Source organism: Achromobacter xylosoxidans A8 (assembly GCF_000165835.1).
GTDB classification, from domain to species: domain Bacteria; phylum Pseudomonadota; class Gammaproteobacteria; order Burkholderiales; family Burkholderiaceae_B; genus Achromobacter; species Achromobacter xylosoxidans_B.
Genome location: NC_014640.1, coordinates 4,209,660 through 4,227,362, shown reverse-complemented (window position 1 = coordinate 4,227,362; position 17,703 = coordinate 4,209,660). Strand labels below are relative to the sequence as shown.

At 67.0% G+C, this 17,703-nt stretch carries 16 protein-coding genes and 1 pseudogene; 10 read left to right on the top strand and 7 right to left on the bottom strand.

All coding sequences use genetic code 11. The features are described 5' to 3' along the window. Positions 1 to 127: 127 nt before the first annotated feature. A pseudogene (locus AXYL_RS19440) lies at positions 128 to 1,867 on the bottom strand (5'-nucleotidase C-terminal domain-containing protein); the annotation flags it as partial. A gap of 287 nt (positions 1,868 to 2,154) precedes the next feature. Here AXYL_RS19440 and AXYL_RS19435 point away from each other — a divergent pair. Continuing rightward, a complete protein-coding gene (locus AXYL_RS19435; RefSeq protein ID WP_013394558.1) occupies positions 2,155 to 4,257 on the top strand; it encodes a TonB-dependent receptor in 2,103 nt (700 codons plus the stop codon). A gap of 3 nt (positions 4,258 to 4,260) precedes the next feature. Here AXYL_RS19435 and thiM read toward each other — a convergent pair whose 3' ends face one another. Both thiM and AXYL_RS19425 read right to left on the bottom strand, forming a co-directional pair. Beyond that, positions 4,261 to 5,079: a hydroxyethylthiazole kinase gene (thiM, locus tag AXYL_RS19430; protein WP_013394557.1), complete on the bottom strand. Its 819-nt coding sequence runs from the start codon at positions 5,077 to 5,079 to the stop codon at positions 4,261 to 4,263. Positions 5,080 to 5,094: 15 nt separating this feature from the next. Beyond that, positions 5,095 to 5,826, bottom strand: a complete 732-nt coding sequence (locus tag AXYL_RS19425) for a GntR family transcriptional regulator (protein ID WP_013394556.1) — start codon at positions 5,824 to 5,826, stop codon at positions 5,095 to 5,097. A gap of 216 nt (positions 5,827 to 6,042) precedes the next feature. Between AXYL_RS19425 and AXYL_RS19420 the strand changes: the two genes are divergently transcribed. From AXYL_RS19420 to AXYL_RS19380, 9 genes are all read left to right on the top strand, one after another. Then, a complete protein-coding gene (locus AXYL_RS19420; protein ID WP_013394555.1) occupies positions 6,043 to 6,915 on the top strand; it encodes a fumarylacetoacetate hydrolase family protein in 873 nt (290 codons plus the stop codon). After that, on the top strand, positions 6,908 to 7,906 hold the full coding sequence (locus AXYL_RS19415; RefSeq protein ID WP_013394554.1) for an ornithine cyclodeaminase family protein: 999 nt from the start codon (positions 6,908 to 6,910) through the stop codon (positions 7,904 to 7,906). Before AXYL_RS19420 ends, AXYL_RS19415 begins: the two co-directional genes overlap by 8 nt. A gap of 57 nt (positions 7,907 to 7,963) precedes the next feature. Then, positions 7,964 to 9,067, top strand: coding sequence for a cupin domain-containing protein (locus AXYL_RS19410; protein ID WP_013394553.1), 1,104 nt, complete (start codon positions 7,964 to 7,966; stop codon positions 9,065 to 9,067). A gap of 35 nt (positions 9,068 to 9,102) precedes the next feature. Next, positions 9,103 to 9,594 (top strand): aromatic-ring-hydroxylating dioxygenase subunit beta, encoded by a 492-nt coding sequence (locus AXYL_RS19405; protein ID WP_013394552.1) that lies wholly within the window; start codon positions 9,103 to 9,105, stop codon positions 9,592 to 9,594. Positions 9,595 to 9,616: 22 nt separating this feature from the next. Continuing rightward, positions 9,617 to 10,885 carry an aromatic ring-hydroxylating dioxygenase subunit alpha gene (locus tag AXYL_RS19400; protein ID WP_013394551.1) on the top strand — a complete coding sequence of 423 codons (1,269 nt, stop codon included), beginning with the start codon at positions 9,617 to 9,619 and terminating at the stop codon, positions 10,883 to 10,885. Positions 10,886 to 10,887: 2 nt separating this feature from the next. Continuing rightward, positions 10,888 to 11,208: a non-heme iron oxygenase ferredoxin subunit gene (locus AXYL_RS19395; protein ID WP_013394550.1), complete on the top strand. Its 321-nt coding sequence runs from the start codon at positions 10,888 to 10,890 to the stop codon at positions 11,206 to 11,208. Further along, positions 11,205 to 12,428: an NAD(P)/FAD-dependent oxidoreductase gene (locus AXYL_RS19390; RefSeq protein WP_013394549.1), complete on the top strand. Its 1,224-nt coding sequence runs from the start codon at positions 11,205 to 11,207 to the stop codon at positions 12,426 to 12,428. Before AXYL_RS19395 ends, AXYL_RS19390 begins: the two co-directional genes overlap by 4 nt. A gap of 8 nt (positions 12,429 to 12,436) precedes the next feature. Beyond that, on the top strand, positions 12,437 to 12,856 hold the full coding sequence (locus AXYL_RS19385) for a nuclear transport factor 2 family protein (protein ID WP_013394548.1): 420 nt from the start codon (positions 12,437 to 12,439) through the stop codon (positions 12,854 to 12,856). 138 nt (positions 12,857 to 12,994) lie between these two features. After that, positions 12,995 to 13,948 (top strand): Bug family tripartite tricarboxylate transporter substrate binding protein, encoded by a 954-nt coding sequence (locus tag AXYL_RS19380; protein ID WP_013394547.1) that lies wholly within the window; start codon positions 12,995 to 12,997, stop codon positions 13,946 to 13,948. Between the two features lie 47 nt (positions 13,949 to 13,995). On the opposite strand, the gene AXYL_RS19375 is transcribed toward AXYL_RS19380, so the two are convergent. The 4 genes from AXYL_RS19375 to AXYL_RS19360 are packed head-to-tail and all read right to left on the bottom strand — an operon-like array spanning position 13,996 to position 17,657. After that, complete coding sequence (locus AXYL_RS19375) at positions 13,996 to 14,865, bottom strand: ABC transporter ATP-binding protein (RefSeq protein ID WP_013394546.1); 870 nt, start codon at positions 14,863 to 14,865, stop codon at positions 13,996 to 13,998. 15 nt (positions 14,866 to 14,880) lie between these two features. Further along, positions 14,881 to 15,690, bottom strand: coding sequence for an ABC transporter permease (locus AXYL_RS19370; protein ID WP_013394545.1), 810 nt, complete (start codon positions 15,688 to 15,690; stop codon positions 14,881 to 14,883). Continuing rightward, a complete protein-coding gene (locus AXYL_RS19365; protein ID WP_013394544.1) occupies positions 15,687 to 16,538 on the bottom strand; it encodes an ABC transporter permease in 852 nt (283 codons plus the stop codon). The genes AXYL_RS19370 and AXYL_RS19365 overlap by 4 nt, the downstream gene beginning before the upstream one ends. Positions 16,539 to 16,547: 9 nt before the next feature. Beyond that, positions 16,548 to 17,657 carry an ABC transporter substrate-binding protein gene (locus AXYL_RS19360; protein WP_013394543.1) on the bottom strand — a complete coding sequence of 370 codons (1,110 nt, stop codon included), beginning with the start codon at positions 17,655 to 17,657 and terminating at the stop codon, positions 16,548 to 16,550. Positions 17,658 to 17,703 lie beyond the last annotated feature (46 nt).

Below are 17,703 nucleotides of genomic sequence, written 5' to 3'. Positions count from 1 at the left end.
TGTAGCTGATCAGCACGTCGCGGCTGGCGTCCGGGGCTTGCAGCACGATGTCGCCCTTGCCGCCGGCCAGGCCGGGGAAGTCGCCGCCGCCGCTGGCGCGGTAGTTGTTGGTCACCACCAGGAATTGCGCGGCGGGATCCAGCGGCGCGCCCTGGTACGTCAGCTTCGTGATGCGCGAGCCCTTGGGCTTGGTCACGTCGATTTCGTACTGCAGGGCGTTGCCGGCGGCGTAGAGCACGTCGAAGTTGAAGGTCGGGAAGCCGGTGTCGATCAGATCCTGCGGCGCGACCTGGCCCGGGTCGATCTGGCGGAACTGTTCGGCCGTCTTCTCCAGCCATTGCCGCACGATGTCGCCGCTGACCCGCACTACCTGCAGGGTGTTCGGGTACAGGTACAGATCGGCGGCGTTGTTGATGGCGATGTTGCCCTGCTTCACGTAGGTGAAGTCGCCCGGACCGTTGCGTCCGCCCTTGAAGGGCGCAGCGGCGGACAGGATGGGCAGCGCGGCGTATGACGGCTTGTTCTTGGCGATGTAGTCCGCCAGATAATCGATCTGCGCCATGTTCACGATCTGCAACGCCGACACGTCACCCGCCAGCGCGTAATAGGTCGCCATGTCGAAGCGACTCTGGCCAATGGGTGTCTTGACGTAGGCGATGGTGGCCGCGTGTTCCGCCTGCACCAGCTGCTGGGTGGCGGCATCCGGTTCGACGTAGGTCGCGGGCGTGGCGCCGCTCTGCGCGGTCAGGCGGGTGGAGATGCGCTGCACGCGCGTGGCGTCCTTCTGCACCTGCCAGCTCTTGTCATACGCCAGCTTGAGCGTGATCTGCCCCAGGTTGTTGCCCCACTGGCCGGCCTGCACCGCGGGCACGCCGTTGATCAGACCCTTCTCCAGATCGATGCCGGGCTGGCCCGCGAATTGCGACTTGGCGTTGGTGTCGGGGAACAGCAGGTGCTGGTGGCCGGTGATCAGGGCATCGATGCCGGGTACTTGGCTCAGGTAGCCGGCGCCATTCTCCATGGCGGGGCTATAGGCGGTGACCATGTCGATGCCGCCGTGCGCCAGCGCCACCACCAGGTCGGCGCCCGCCGCGCGCATTTCCGGCACGTAGCGCTGCGCCGACTCCTTCCAGCCGGAGACTTCGACGTGGCCTTCGAGGTTGGCCTTGTCCCATTGCAGGATGGGCGGAGGCGCAAAGCCGATCACGCCCACTTTCAGCGCAACGTCGATTTGCTTGCCGTTGGGATCGGCGGCCTTGAAGGTCTTGTCCAGCACCACCCAGGGCTTGAAGACGGGCTGCTTGCTCGCAGCCGATACGACGTTGGCGGACACGAAGGGAAAGCCTGGCGCCGCGCAGTCCTTGGCGCCGGCGGGGTTGGTCTGGGCCGTGCCTTTGCCGATGCCGGCCAGCCCGAGGTCCGTATTCGTGATCTGCGACAGGAAGGGCAGGCCGTAGTTGAACTCGTGGTTGCCCAGCGTGGCGGCGTCATAGGCCAGCAGCTTCATCTGCTTGTAGATCGCCAGCATGTCGCTGCATTGCACCGGGGCCACCAGCGCCTGGTAGTCGGACAGGGCCGTGCCCTGGATGGTGTCGCCGTTGTCGAACAGCAGGGTGTTGGCGTTCTGCTTACGGGCATTGGCGATGAGCGTGGCCGTGCGGTCCACGCCGTAGCTCTTGTCTTCAGCCAGCTTGTAATAGTCGTAACCCAGCACGTTGGCGTGCAGGTCGGTGGTGCCCAGGATGGCCACGTCCAGCGTGGAGCCCTGCGGCACGCTGGCCTGCGGTGGCGTCGCGGGCGTGTCATCGTCGTCGTCATCGCCGCCGCAAGCGGCCAGGCCCGCCAACAGCGCGGCGCTGGCGGACATTGCAAGGATCTTTCCTAGATTCGGCTTCACCGTCTTTCCTCCGGGTTTGAAGGAAAGGAATTTTGGGGACAGCGTGTGACCCGGCCGTGACATGGGCGAAGGCTGGCGCGGCCACGGTTCGCGCACGGGTGGCATACACGTACTGACAAGGAACTGAATTGGACGCCTGTCTCATTTATCGTGGCCCGCCGGCAACGAAATGACAAAAAGATTGCGACCTATTCTCATTAACCGGAAAATCGCCGATCGTTCCATTTCAAACTACTTTAGAAAGACGCAGCACGGCCATGCACGCCCCTCGTTCGATTTCCGCAGCATTGATTGTCCTGGCACCCCTGGCCAGCCCGGCTCCCGCGCAAGCCCAGACCAGCACTCCAACCTTGCCCGCCGTCAGCGTGTACGGCAACGACGCGGCGGCGCAAAGCTATAACCCGCCTGACTCGTCCAGCGCCACCAAGATCGATGTTCCCTTGCGCGATATTCCGCAGACCGTGAACGTGGTGCCCGCGGAGGTCATGCGCGATCAGCACTCCAATTCGATGCAGGACGCGTTGAAGAACGTGCCGGGCGTGAGCTTCTCCACTGGCGATGGACAGCGCGACCAGGTGTCGATCCGGGGCTTTACCGCCATCGCCGACCAGTTCGTCGACGGCTTCCGCGACGACGCGCTGTATTTCCGCGACCTGTCCAACGTCGAGCGCATCGACGTCATCAAGGGACCGGCCGCGGTGTTGTACGGCCGAGGATCGTCGGGCGGCCTGATCAACCGCATCACCAAGAAGCCCGGAGAGGACATCACGCAACTGGGCCTGAGCTACGGCTCCTGGAATGACCGGCGCCTGGATCTGGACCTGGGCCGTTCGACGGAAAGCGGCAGCATGGCGTGGCGCCTGACCGGCGCGGTGGAGAAGGGCGACAGCTACCGCGACAAGCAATTCCTGGACCGCAAGGCGATAGCGCCGTCCGCCCAATTCCGCCTGGGCGAGGATACGACGCTGCTGCTGCAGACCGAATTCCTCGAAGACCGCCGCGTCACGGACTTTGGCATCCCGGCCTACCATGGCCGTCCGGTGGAGGTGGATCCTTCCACCTACTACGGCGCCGAAAACGCGCGCGACGCGGACTACTCGCAGGCGCGGGTGCAGTCGTATGCCGCCACGCTGAACCATCGTTTCAACGAGAACTGGTCGCTGCGCAACGCCACGCGCTACTACCACTACACCCTGGATCGCAATAACACCTTGCCCGGCATCGTGAACGAGGCCGCAAGGACCGTGACCTTGAACCGCTCGAACGTGATGCGCGAAGAACACGGCTGGACCAACCAGACCGAACTGACGCAACGCGCGCAGTGGGGCGCGGTGCGGCACGAGATCCTGTACGGCGTGGAGGTCGGCCAGCAGAACAAGGACCTGGTGAACTACTCGGCCAATAATGTGGCGACCGTCGACCTGTTCGATCCGGTGCTGCCGACTTTGCCCTTGCAGTTGGGCGGCCGTCCCGGCACGGACAACCTGGGCCGTTTCAACACCCTGGGCCTGTACGTGCAGGACATGGTGTCGCTGGGCGAACACTGGAAAGTGCTGGGCGGCGTGCGCCACGACCGCTTCGAGCAGAAGACCGAAGACCGCCGCAACGGCACCAACCTGGCCCGTACCGATTCCAACTGGAGCCCGCGCCTGGGCCTGGTGTTCCAGCCCGATTCGGTGCAGTCGTACTACATTTCGTGGAGCCAGTCGTACCAGCCATCCGGCGAAGCGTTCTCGCTGGCCGCGAACAACGCCGACCTGGCGCCCGAGAAAACCACCAACTACGAAATCGGCGCCAAGTACGACTTCCTTGGTGGCAAGCTGTCGACCACGGTGTCAGTCTTCCGCCTGGAGCGCACCGATATCAAGGTCAACAACCCCGTCACCAACACGCTGGTGCCGGTCGGCACGCAGCGCACGGACGGCGCGGAATGGACCTTGGCGGGAGAACTTGGCGACGGCTGGCGCGCGATGCTGGGATACGCCTACCTCGATGCCCGTATCACTGAATCCATTGCCCGGGACGGCGGCAAGAACGTGGAAGGCAAACGCGCCACGCTGACGCCGCGCCACGCCGGCAACGTCTGGGTCACCAAGGACCTGGGAGAGGGCTTTGGCGTGGGCGCCGGCCTTAACCTGGTGGGCGCGCGCTACGCCAATCCGGGCAATACCGTCAGGCTGCCGGGCTATGTGACGGCCGACGCCGCGGCGTGGTGGCGCAAGGGACCGTATTCGGTGCAGTTGAACGTGTACAACCTGTTCGACGCCGGCTACATCGTGTCGGCCCACGGCAGCAGCCCCAACCTGAACATGCCGGGCGCGCCGCGCAATGCGATGCTGAGCCTGCAGTACCGCATGTAATGGCTAGCGCAGCGGCGATTCCCGGCCAAGGTCGTCCGCTTCCAACGCCGCCAGCGCATCCAGGAAGCGCCACGCGAACGATCCGGGTCCTTGCGCCAGTTCACCGGCGCGCTGGCCCGCGATGGCGAAGCACGACAAGGCGGCAACAGCCGCCGAGTATGGGTCTTCCTTGGACACTGCGGCGCAGGCGCCGACCAGCGCCGTCAGCGCGCAGCCGGTGGCCGTGACGCGCGGCATCAGGGACGAGCCGCCCGCGATGCGCACGGCGCGCGTTCCATCCGTGACGTAGTCGGTTTCGCCGGTGACTGCCACCACCGTGCCTAGGCTTACGGCCAGGGCGTGCGCCGATGCTTCCGCCTGCGCGACGGCGTCGCCCGTATCCACCCCCTTGCCCGCGCTTTGTCCACCAGCCAGCGCGATGATCTCCGAGGCATTGCCGCGGATGATGGCGGGCCGCAGGTCCAGCAGGCGCCGCACCGCGTCGCGGCGGAAGGCGGTGGCGTGGTGGGCCACCGGATCCAGCACCCAGGGGATGCCGGCTTCGTTGGCCGAGGCGGCGGTCAGCAGCATGCTGTCCAGCCAGGGCGAGGACAGGGTGCCGATATTGATCACGACCGCGCCGCAGAGGCGCGCGAACTCGGGCGCTTCTTCCTGGGCATGCACCATGGCGGGCGAGGCGCCCATGGCCAGCAGCACGTTGGCCGCGGTGTTCATGGAAACGAAATTGGTCAGGCACTGCACCAGCGGCGCATCGCGGCGCAAGGCGGTGAAAAGCTCGCGCGAAATGAGCGCCTGGGCGGAAAGGTCTGGGGTGTGTTGCATGCGTAGGGGCTCTGATTAAGCGCTGACGTCCGACAGCCCGGGCTGCGCGGGCAGGGCGCCGCGCAGCGATTCCAGCAGCACGCGCTTGTTTTCACGGCTGCGGTAGGCATGTTCGCGCATCAGGTTTTCGGCGCGCACGGCCTCGCGGCGCGTGATGGCGCGCAGCAGGTCTTCGTGGTCCGCCTGCGCGCGCAGCACGAACGGTGTTTCCAGCAACGACGGCGTGGACGGCAGGGTCAGCGCGGCCGGGCCGGCCAGGGGCGTCTTGTTGTTGTGTTCCAGCGCCGACAAGAGCGCGCGGTTGCCCGCGGCTTCGCACAGGATCTCGTGAAAGCGCCGGTTGATCTGCCCCCAGGCGCGCGCATCCACCGTGGTGTTGGGATCGCGGCGGGCCGGCGCCAACAGGGCGCGTCCTTCTTCCACCGCCTGCGACAGTCGGTCCAGCACCTCCTGCGACGCGCCGCGCTCGGCCAGCAGGCGCGCCGCCATGCCTTCGAGCACGCCCCGCACGTCCACCGCATCGCCGATCTCGTCCACGGTGAAGGCCCGCACGCGGAAGCCGCGCGACGGCAGCCGTTCCAGCAAACCTTCCTTTTCCAGCTCGGTCAGCGCGATGCGCAGCGGGGTGCGCGACACGCCCAGGCGCGCCGAGAACTGCAATTCGACCACGCGTTCCCCGGGCTGCAGCACGCCTGAAAGCACCATGTCCCGGAGTTCCGAAATGACTTTATCGATTTGTGCGGCCATAGAGAGATGTGGGCGGATCCCGGTCTTTGAAGGCTTTCAGTGTACCGTCAAAATTGCATGCAATAGTCAATAAAAAAACCTTCTTCGCCTTGCGATTTATCAAAATTGCATGCAATAATTCGGAAAAACAGCGGTTCAAGTACGAATAAGGCGACGAATGCATGCAAAGAAATCTCTCAATGCATGCGATAAGCCACCGCAAGCACAGGAGACAACATGAAGCTCATCAGCTTCGTTCAGGCAGGCCGCAGCGCCTGGGGCGTGTTGCGCGGCACCGAGGTCGTGGCGCTGACGCAGATCTGGCCGGACATGGTCGCGGCGTTGGAGGCAGGGGTGGAGCAGATCGCGCGCGCCGCCGAGGCGCAAGACCCGGCGGCCTGTTTGCCCCTGGCCGGGTTGCGTCTGCTGCCGCCGGTCGTGGCGCCGCGCAAGATCCTCTGCGTAGGGCTGAACTACGGCCGCCATGTGGCCGAGGCCGGGCGCGAACTGCCCGCCCATCCCTCGCTGTTTGCGCGCTTTGCGGACAGTTTCGTCGGCCATGGCGACCCGGTGTGGAAACCGCAAGCTTCTGACCGGTTCGACTACGAGGCCGAATTGGCCGTGGTGATCGGCCGCGGCGGCCGCCACATCGCTGCCAAGGACGCCCTGGCGCACGTGGCTGGCTACACCTGCATGGCCGAGAACTCCGTGCGTGATTTCCAGAAGCACAACGCGCAAGTGACGCCGGGCAAGAACTTCGAGCGCAGCGGCGCGCTCGGCCCCTGTCTGGTCACCGCCGACGAGATCGGCGATCCGGCGCGCCTGGAAGTCATTTCCCGCCTCAACGGCGAGGTCATGCAGCACGGCCAGGTGTCCGACCTGATCTTCCCCATTCCCGAGCTGATTGCCTACATCAGCAGCTTCACCCGCCTGTCGCCCGGCGACGTGATCGCCACCGGCACGCCCGAGGGCGTCGGCTCCAGCCGCAAGCCGCCACGCTTCATGAACGTCGGCGACACGTTGGAAGTCGAGATTCCCGGCATCGGAACACTGGTCAACACGGTGGCGGAAGAGCCCGCCGCCGACCAACAAGGAGACGCGCATGACTGATGCGCTGCGGTACCTGACGGAACGGGACGTGGTCTCGGTGCTGGACATTCCCAAGGCGATCGAAGCCCTGCATGCCATGCTGGTCGCGCAAGGGCGCGAGCAGGCGCGCAACCTGCCCAAGGCGCTGGCGACCTGGGGCGACGGCAGTTCGATGCATGCATTGGGTTCGGTGCAGACCGGCGCCGGCGGCTATGCGGGATTCAAGACTTGGGTCCATACCAAGAACGGCGGCGGCTCGCTGTTCAGCCTGTTCGATGCCGAGTCGGGCTTTCTGCGCGCCGTGATCGAGGCGCGCGCGCTGGGCATGCTGCGCACCGCCGCGATCAGCGGCGTCGCCACGCGGGCGCTGGCGCCGGCCGATGCGTCCTGTGCCGCGCTGATCGGCACAGGGCCGCAGGCCGTGACTCAGCTGGCCGCGCTGGCTGCCGTGCGCGACCTGCGCCGCGTGCGCGTCTACAGCCCCACGCCGGAAAAGCGCCGCGCCTTTGTCGCCAGCGTGCAAGGCAGGTATCGATTCGAGATCGAGGAAGCGTCCAGCCTGGAGCAGGCGCTGGCCGGCGCGGAGATCGTCACCTTGATCACGCGTGCCGTCGAGCCTTTCGTCGACGCGGCCATGCTGGCTGATTGCCGGCACCTGAACGCCGTGGGCGCGATCCTGCCGGCCAAGGCCGAATTCGCGCAGGACGTGTTCGAGCGCGCGGACCGAGTGGTGGTGGACGATATGGAGAACGCGCGCCGCGGCTCGCGTGAATTGCGCGAGCGCTACGGCGCCGACGGCGCGCCGTGGCAGGGCGTTACGGTGCTGAGCGATCTGCTCGCCGCCGACGCAGGCCGCCCGCAGGACGCCCGGCTGACGATCTTCAAGGGCATGGGCATGGGCTTGTCCGACCTGGCGATGGCGCGGGTGGTGTACGAGCATGCCCGCGACCATGGCCTGGGCGTGGCGCTGCCGCCGCAGACCCGCGAGAACCTGCTGCTGTCGCAGCCCTGAACCGAATCCGCATCACCAGACAGCCGGCGCGAGGCGCCGGCGGCAAGAGGAGACCCCATGTTCGTCGATGTCAGCGGCGCCAGTCCGCGGGAACAAAACAAATGGCAGTCCATCGTCATCCCCAAAGAGGATATCGATCTTGAGATCGCGCGCCTGACGGACGCGCCCCGGCCGGACAACGGCCGCCGCGCGTCCCTCATCGTGCACCCTGAAGCCACGGCGCCGGGTCTGGGCCTGGCCCCGGGAACGGACGTCACCGTCAATGTGGTCAATCCGGGCGAGAGCACCTACAACCTGCGCAAGAACTCCAACATGCTGGAGATCTGTATCAGCGGTGAGGGCGTGGCCACGGTGGCCGGGCGCGACATCCGCGTGGGGCACTGGGACGTATGGAACACCCCCGCCATGCAGGTGCATTCCTACCGTAACGAGGGCAAGACGCCGTGGGTGCGGCTGTCGTACTCCAACGCGCCGTTGCTGGAAAAGCTGGAGATCCACTACGTCGAGGAATTCGAGGGCGGCGTGCCGCCGGCCGACGCCAACACCAAGCCGGTGCCGCCGCGCGCGCCGGATGCGGCCCGTTCGCGCGACCTGGCGCTGCGCGAGCAGATCACGCCTGAAGGCGCCTGGCTGCTGGGCTACGAATGGCTGATCGACATCGAGGTGCTGGAATCCAAGGCCTTGCACTGGCCCTGGGCCGCGGTCTCGCGCCAGCTGCCCAGCGTCGAGGACATGGCGCGCGGCTACAACGGCCGCCGCCTGTTCGTGCTGTACAACCCGGCGACCGAACGCCGCATCGGCACCACGCACAGCTTCTTCGCCACCATTTCCTCGTCGCCGCCGGACAACCATCACGTGCCGCACCGTCACAGCTCGTCGGCCATCAATTATTACCTGCGCGGCAACGGCTACAGCAAGGTCAACGGCACGCGGCTGGACTGGAAGGCGGGCGACCTGATCCTGTCGGCGCCGGGCTGGGCCATGCACTCGCATCACTCGGGCACGGAGACCACCTCCGCGCTGACGGTGCAGGACCATCCGCTGCAGATCGCCATGGAGTCGCTGATCTGGCAGGAGCGCATGCAGGAGCCGATCCTGGCGCTGGGCAGCCAGAGCGGCTTCGAAAGCAACCGCGCGCAACTGGCCGCCACGCCGCGCTAGCACGCGATTTCCTAGAACCGATACCTGGATCCGCAATGACCATGACCGAGCTTTCCGACACCCCGGCGCTGCGCGCGCGCCTGCGGGACTTCTACGACGACTACGCCTACTGCCTGGACGAAGACCGGCTGGAGGACTGGCCTGGCTTCTTCACCGAAGACTGCCATTACCGCGTGCTGTCGCGCGAGAACCATGACGCCGGCCTGCCGCTGGGCCTGATCTACTGCATGAACAAGAACATGGTGCGCGACCGCGTCACGGCCCTGCGCGAAACCACCATGTTCGAGCCGCGCTCGCTGCGCCACTTCGTCAGCGGCGTACGCGTGCTGGAAGTGCAGGGCGACCACATCGTGGCGCAGGCCAACTTCGCGGTGATGGAGTCCCTGTCCGACCGGGAGCCCACCTTGAACATGGTGGGCCGCTACCTGGACGTGGTGCGCGTGACGCCCGAGGGCTTGGCCTTCAGCCGCCGCGACTGCGTGTACGACAACTACCGCGTGCGCACCTCGCTCATCGTTCCCATCTGAATCCGCCCCGAGGATACCTCTCATGACCTGTTCCCACACCACCGCGCCGGAGGCTCCGGCGGCGGCCCCCATCCATATCGAACGCCGCTGGCCCAAGGAGGGCTACACGCGCATCCCCAACTGGGTCTACACCGATCCCGCCATCTTCCAGAAGGAAATGGACGTGTTCTTCGGCGGCAAGACCTGGAACTACGTGGGCCTGGAATGCGAAGTGCCCGAAGTGGGCTGCTACAAGCGCAACTGGATCGGCAACCGCCCCGTGGTCATGGTCCGCAACGCGGAAGGCGAGATCAACGTGCTGGAAAACCGCTGCGCGCACCGCGGCGCGCAGATCTGCTGGCAGAACACCGGCAAGGTCGAGGATTTCACCTGCCCCTACCACCAGTGGAACTATGACCTGAACGGCAATCTGCAGGGCGTGCCGTTCCGCCGCGGCGCCATGGGCAAGGGGGGCATGCCGCGCGATTTCGATCCCAAGCAGAACGGCATCCGCAAGCTGCGCAGCGTGAACCGCGGCGGCTCGATCTGGGCCACCTTCGCCGAGGACGCGCCCAGTTTCGAGGACTATTGCGGCCCCGAGGTGCTGGCCGAGATCGACCACATGCTGCCCGGCAAGCCGCTCAAGCTGTTGGGCTACAGCCGCCAGCTGATCCCCAGCAACTGGAAGATGTACCTCGAGAACCTGAAGGATCCGTACCACGCCACGCTGCTGCACACCTTCTACATCACCTTCGGCCTGTGGCGCGCGGATTCCAAGTCCGAGTGCATCCCCACGGGCGGTGGCGCGCACAGCGTGATGGTGTCGCACAACGAGGGCAAGAAGAAGACTGAAGCGACCACGGAAATGAGCCGCTTCCGCGACGACCTCGAACTGCTGGACCTGGAAACGGTGACCCCGCGCGCCGAGTTCAACCGCGGCCGTGTCGGCGGCGCCTGGGTATTTCCCGCCGCCCAGTTCGGCATCCAGGCCAATTCGCTCAAGACCCGCCACGTCATCCCGCGCAGCCCCACCGAGCATGAGCTGGTGTTCACCTATTACGGCTACGAGGACGACGACGAGGAAATGACCCGCCTGCGCCTGAAGCACGCCAACCTGCTGGGTCCCGCTGGCTTCGTGTCGATGGACGACAGCGAAATGCTGAACCAGGTGCAGATCGGCGTTACCGGCTATCCGGAAGCGCGCGGCATCGTCGAGATGGGCGGCCGCGATACCGAGCCCGCCGACTACATGGTGACCGAGGTCTTGATCCGGTCCTTCTACGACTACTACCGCCAGGCGATGGGGCTGTGAGCATGGATACCTGGAAACCTGTGGCGATGGTGTCGGACATTTCGCCCGACACCGGCACCCTGCGCGTGGTGCACGAAGGCGAGGGCGTCTGCCTCTACGACCTGCAAGGCGATATCTGCGCCACGCAGGACCGCTGCCCGCACGGCAACGCCAGCCTGGCCGATGGCTACCTGGAGGACGGTACCATCGAATGCCCGTTGCACCAGGGCGTTTTCGACATCCGCACCGGCAAGCCGCAATGCCCGCCGGTCACGACGGACCTGCGCCGCTACGAGGTGCGGGTGGAGGCGGGCACGGTCTACCTGAAGGCGGAGGCTGCATGAGCTCGGCCGCCATGGTGGTGGTCGGTGCGGGCCAGGCGGGCGGCTGGGCCGCGGCGACCTTGCGCGAGCGCGGCTACGAAGGCCGCATCGTGCTGCTGGGCGATGAAGCTCACGCGCCGTACGAGCGCCCGCCCTTGAGCAAGGCGGTGCTGGGCGGCCAGGCCGTGCCTGAAAGCACCGAGCTGTTTTCGGCCGATCGGCTGGCCGGGCTGCGTATCGAGTTCCAGCCGGGCGTGGCGGCCACGCGCCTGCGCCTGGCTGACAGGCAGGTGGATGCTTCGGACGGCGGCGCCATTGCCTACGACAAGCTGATCCTGTGCATGGGCGGCAGACCGATAGTGCCCGCGCTGCCGGGCATCGACGGCCCGGGCGTGCACGTGCTGCGCACCCGTGGCGACGCCTTGCGCCTGCGCGCCAGCCTGGGACCGGGCCGCCGCCTGGTCGTGGTCGGCGGCGGCTGGATCGGGCTGGAGGTGGCGGCGACGGCGCGCCAGTCGGGCAGCGCCGTGACTGTGCTGGAGCAAGGGCCGCGGCTGTGCGCCCGCAGCGTGCAGCCCGGCGTCTCGGCGCACCTGGCCGCGCTGCATGCCGCGCATGGCGTGGACTTGCGGCTGAACACCGGTCTGCGCGCGGTGCTGGCGCAGGCGGACGGCCGTCCGGTGGCGGAACTGTCCGACGGCACCCGCCTGGATGCCGACGCCATCGTGCTGGGCGTGGGCCTGCGGGCCAATGACGAACTGGCGCGCGAGGCCGGCATCGCCTGCGAACGCGGCGTGCTGGTGGACGCATATTGCAGGACCTCGTCGCCCGACGTCTACGCGGCGGGCGACGTCGCGGTGCTGGCGGCCGAGGACGGCCACGCGCGCATGGAGTCCTGGCAGAACGCGCAGGACCAGGGCACGGCCGCCGCGCTGTCGGCGCTGGGACTGGGCGAGCCTTATGCGCCGACCGGCGCCGTCTGGTCGGAGCAATACGACGCCATGGTGCAGATCGTCGGATTCCCTGGCCTGGCCTGCAGCGAAGTGCTGCGGCCCCAGGCGGGGGACCGCGCCTTGCTGTCGGTGGCGCTGGACCCCGGTGGTCGCGCCGTGGCCGGCGTATCGGTGGATGCGGCGCGCGATTTCCGCCAGCTGCGCAAATGGATCGCGCAGCGCGCGGCCCTGGACCCGGCGTTGTTGCAGCGGCCGGATGTGCCGCTGGCCAGCGCCCAGATTGAATGAGGATCGCAATGGAAAACCCGATTTTGCCCATGCTGGCCAAGACGGCCTGCGAATCCGTGGTGCTGGAATTCTTTCACGCCCTGGACACGCGGCGTCACGAGGCCGCCGCCGCGCTCATGGCCGAGGACGGCGTCTGGCAGCGGCAGGGACGCCGGCTTGCCGGCCGCCAGGAAATCCTGGAAGCCCTGAATGCCCGCGCGCCGGAACGCAGCACCTGTCATGTCATCACCAACTTGCGGCTGATCGAACTGGCCGGCGCGCGAGCGACGGTCGGCTACTTCCTGACCGCCTACGACAGCGTGCCGCATGAACAAGGCGGCGCGCCGCGCCTGGTGGCCATCCGCGAATGCCAGGACGTGCTGGTGGAGACGGACGGCGGCTGGCGCTTGGCCGACAAGAGCAGCCGCCGCCATCTTCCGCCGGAATGACGGCATGAGCATCACCGAGATCCCCGCCTACCCCGAACCGATACAAGCTCGCGCGTCCGGACTATTCAAAAAGCAGCGGACGCGAAACTAAAATTCCTCAGGAGACAAACCGTGAAACCTTCAAGAATCTTGCAATGCATGTTGGCGGCCGCCTGTGCGGCCGTCGTGTCCGGCGTCCAGGCGCAACAGGCCGACTGGCCGACCCACCCGATCACGCTGGTGGTGCCGTTCGCGGCCGGGGGCGGCGGCGACACGCTGGCACGCCTGGTCGCGGAACCGCTGTCGCGCGAACTCGGCCAATCCATCATCGTCGAGAACCGCCCCGGCGCGGGCGGCAATATCGGCACCTCGATCGCCGCGCGCGCCAAGCCCGACGGCTACACGCTGGCCTACGGCACCAACGGCACCCAGGCCACCAACCACTGGCTGTACAAGTCGCCGGGCTACGCGCCTTCCGACTTCGAGCCGATCTCGCGCTTCACGGTCATCGCCGCGGCGCTGGTGGTCAACGCCACGGACGAGCGCTTCAAGACCCTGGCGCAGCTGCTGGCCTATGCCAAGGCCAACCCCGGCGAACTGACCTGCGGTTCGGCGGGCAACGGCACGTCCTCGCACCTGGCCTGTGAGCTGCTGAACCAGATGGCGGGGACCAAGGTCATGCACATCCCCTACAAGGGCGGTGGCGCGGCCATGACCGATCTGCTGGGCGGCCGCATTTCGTTCATGATCGACGTGATGCCCAATGTGTCGGGGCAGATCGCGGCAGGCAAGCTGCGCGCGCTGGGCGTGACGACGCCGGAGCGGGTGGCGTCCAACCCGGACATTCCCACGATCAACGAGGCGGGCCTGAAGGGTTATGAGTTCTTCGCCTGGGACGGCCTGTACGCGCCCAAGGGTACGCCGGTGGCGGTGCTGGACAAGCTCAACGCCGCCGTCAACCGCGCGTTGCAGCAGCCCGAAGTGCGCAAGATGCTGGAGTCTCGCGGCGCCATTCCGTCGGCCACCTCGCGCCAGTCGCTGGCGGAGTTCGGCGCGGAAGAGTACGCGCGGCTGGGCAAGGTGGTGAAGGTGGCGGGCGCGTCGATCGACTGAGCGGCGGACCCTCGCAGTGGAAGCCGGCGGCGTGAGCCGCCGGCTTCCTACCAAGCCATGCGCAAGCGTCCCAATGCGGGCAAGGCTCCCACCGTGGCCGCCAGTCCTCCGGGAGGCGGCAGCGGTTCGTTGTCGGCCACGCGCCCGTCCGGATCGAGAAAATCGCTCAGCACGTCATCGCGCAGCCGGATGAAGCGCGGATCGCTGCGGTGGCGCGGATGCGGCAGATCGATGTCGACGATGCGGCGTATGCGGCCCGGACGCGGCTGCATCACCACCACGCGGTCGCCCAGGAATACGGCTTCCTCCACGTCGTGGGTGACCAGCACCATGGTGATCTTTTCGTGTTGCCAGATGCGCTGCAGCTCGTTCTGCAACCGCGACCGCGTCAACGCGTCCAGGGCGCCCAGCGGCTCGTCCAGCAGTAGCACCCGCGGCCGGTTGACCAGGCCGCGCGCGATCGCCACGCGCTGCGCCATGCCGCCCGAAATCTGGTGCGGGTAGGACTGCTCGAAGCCCTGCAATCCGACCAGCGCGATATGCTCGGCCACCAGCTCGCGCTTTTCCGCCTTCGACAAGGGCGCGTTGCGTAGCGCCGTCGCGATATTGCGTTCCACGTTCAGCCATGGGAAAAGGCGATGGTCCTGGAACACGATGCCGCGGTCCAGGCCCGCGCCTTGCACTGACTTGCCATCCAGCAGGATCTGGCCGGAGTAGTCGCCGTCCAGCCCCAGGATCAGGCGCAGCAGCGTGGATTTGCCGCAGCCGCTGGCGCCCACAATGCTGACGAAGCGCCCGGCGGACACGTCGAGGTTGATGTCGTGCAGCACTTGCAGCGCCTGCGCGCCGTCGCCGGGGCCGGCATACCGCTTGCCCACGCCGCGGATACTCAATTCCTTGCCGAAGATGCTCGTCATTCCTTTCCTTCTTTATCAGGCGGCGCCCGGGCGGTGCCGCGTCAGCCGGCGCTCCAGCGCGCGGGCCCATGCATTCATGGTCCATCCCACCAGGCCGATCACGAACATGCCGAAGATCACCAGATCCATCTGGAAGTGTTCGCTGCCTTCGATCAGGGTATTGCCGATGCCGTGGCCGGCCACCAACAGGTACTCCGCGCCTATGGTCGCCAGCCAGGAGTAGATCAGCGCCAGGTACACGCCGGTGAAGATCGAAGGCGCCGCCGACGGCAGCACCACGTGCAGCAAGGTCTGCCAGCGGGAATAGCCGAACACGCGTGCTACCTCCAGCAGGGCCGTGGGCGTGCTGCGTATGCCGTCGCAGGTATTGACGACCACGGGCACCAGGGCCGCAAGCGACAGGAACGTCACTTTGGCCACGTCGCCCAGGCCGAACCAAACCGAGATCAGCGGAATCCAGGCGAACAGCGAGATCTGCTTGAAGGTATTGAAGCTGGGGCCCACGATGCGGTTGAACAGCGGCAGCAGGCCCAGCAGCGCGCCGAGTATCAGACCGAGCACGGTGCCTATTGCGAAGCCGGTAAATTCACGCGCAAGGCTCGCGCTCAGCGCGCGCCACAGCCGGCCCGAGGAGATCTGGCTGGCCGCGGTGTCCAGCACCTTGCCCGGCGACACCAGCAAGGGCGTGGAGACCCAGTCCAGCCGCGCCAGCGCCCACCAGACCAGGATCGCGGCAACGGGCAGCACCAGGCCGCGCCAGCGTGCTTGCAGCCAACGGCTTGCGCGGCGGGCGGCGGGAGGCGAGGAGATAAATGCCGCCATCATGCGTGGGCTCCCGTGGACGTCGTACCCAGGCGGGTAGCGGCCTGGCCGCCGCCCGCGCGGACTTCGGCCAGGTCCAACAACTTGTCGATGGCATAGCCGATGGCGCCCACCACGAGCACCGCCGCCATCACCAGGTCCAGCTGGAACAGCTGGCGGCCATAGACGATCAGGTAGCCCAGCCCTTCGCTGGACGCGACCAGCTCCACCACGACCAGCGACAGCCAGGCCTTGGTGAAGCCCAGGCGCAGGCCGGTGAAGAGCGTGGGCAGCGCATGCGGCAGCACCACTTCCAGCACCTGCTGGCGGCGCGTGTAGCCATAGACGCGGGCCACTTCCAGCAAGTTGCTCGGGGTCTGCCGGAATCCCTGCAAGGTGTTCAGCGTCACCGGCACCAGCGCGGCCTTGGCGATCAGGATGTACTTCAGCGGTTCGCCTATGCCTACCAGCAGCAGCACGAAGGGCAGCCAGGCCAGTACCGGAATCTGCACCAGCGCGTTGAAGGTGGGCAGGATGTAGGCTTCCAGCGGACGCCACAATCCCATCGCCGCGCCCAGCGCCAGGCCCAACGCGCTGCCGGCCGCGAAGCCCACCAGCACGCGCTGCATGCTGGCCTGCACGTGCAGCCAGAGGTCGCCGCTGCTGTAGAGGTCCTGCAAGGTCAGCCAGACGAAGTGGGGCGAAGGCAGCACTTGCGGGGAGATCCAGCCCTGCGCCGCGCCCAGCTGCCAGAGCGCGAGCAACGCCAGCGGCAGCAGCCAGGGCAGCAGGCGGCCGCCGGCGTTGCGCAGCAGATCAAGAGGTGCATGGCGCGCGGACGGCAGCGGCGCGCTCAGAGTATTCGTGGACATGACCACTCCTTATCGTGCCGTGGCGGCGTTGGCCTGGCGTTCGCCGGACGCCGGCTGGCCCTGCGCGTTGAACGCGGTCCAGCGGGTGGCAAGATTGGCCTTGCGCAGCGCGGCGTCGAGGTAGCGCGGCTCGAACCAGCCGTCCACGCTCACGGGACGGCGGATCAGCTTCAGTTTCAGGGCATCGTCCGCCACGGCCTGGTAGCGCGCGGCGAGGAACTCGTCCAGCAGCGGCGAGTTGCGCACGGCCAGCACTTCGCCTTCGAACTCCGCCTGCCAGGACGCGTAAGGCGTGCCGCTGCGCGCCCAGACCTTGAAGAGCGCGTCGCGGTTCTGTTCGTCGGAGGACCATTGCGCCGCGCGCACGAACACGTCGACCACGCGCTGCACGGCTTCGGGGTTCTCCTTCTCGAAGTCCTCGCGCACCAACAACGACGCCTGGCGGGTGAACGAGGGATCCTGGCCCTTGGTCGAGTAGATGATGCGCGCCAGGCCTTGGTCGCGCAGCTTGAAGTACTCATAGCCGCCAAAGGCGGCGTCCACGCCACTGGAGACCAGCGCCGCCTGCGCGCTGCCGGTGTCCAGGTTGACGCCCTTGATGTCACGCTCGGTCAGCTGACGCGAGGCCAGCACATTGATCGCGACCAGATGGCCATTGGTGCCGCGGAAGATCGACACCTTGCGGTCCTTCAAATCGTCCAGCGATTGCAGCGCGGAATCCTTGGGCGTGGAGACGTACAGGTTGTTGCGCACGCCGCTACCCAGCAGGATGCGGGTCTTCAACCCGTTGGAGCGGCCCACCACCGACGGCAGGTCGCCCTGGTAGGCGAAATCGATCTGCTTGTTCGAGAGCGCTTCGTTGACCGCCGGGCCGGCGCCCTTGAAGAACAGCCATTGCACCTGGGTGCCGGTGCCCTGGAAGGCTTCCTCCAGCCAGTTGTTGGCGCGCGCCACGCCGCCCGGCGAGCCGCCCCAGGTGATGGGGTCGCCGCCGCCGGCGGTCGCCAAGCCGATACGGACCACGTCGGGCGCGGCCAGGGAGGCCAGGCTGACGGCGCACAGGGCAGCGCCCAGCATCAGGCGTGAAATCAGGCTGTGGAGAGAGGGCAGGGTGCGCATGGTCGTTCCGTAAGATGATGATGAAAGACAGGCCCGGGCCGGCGCG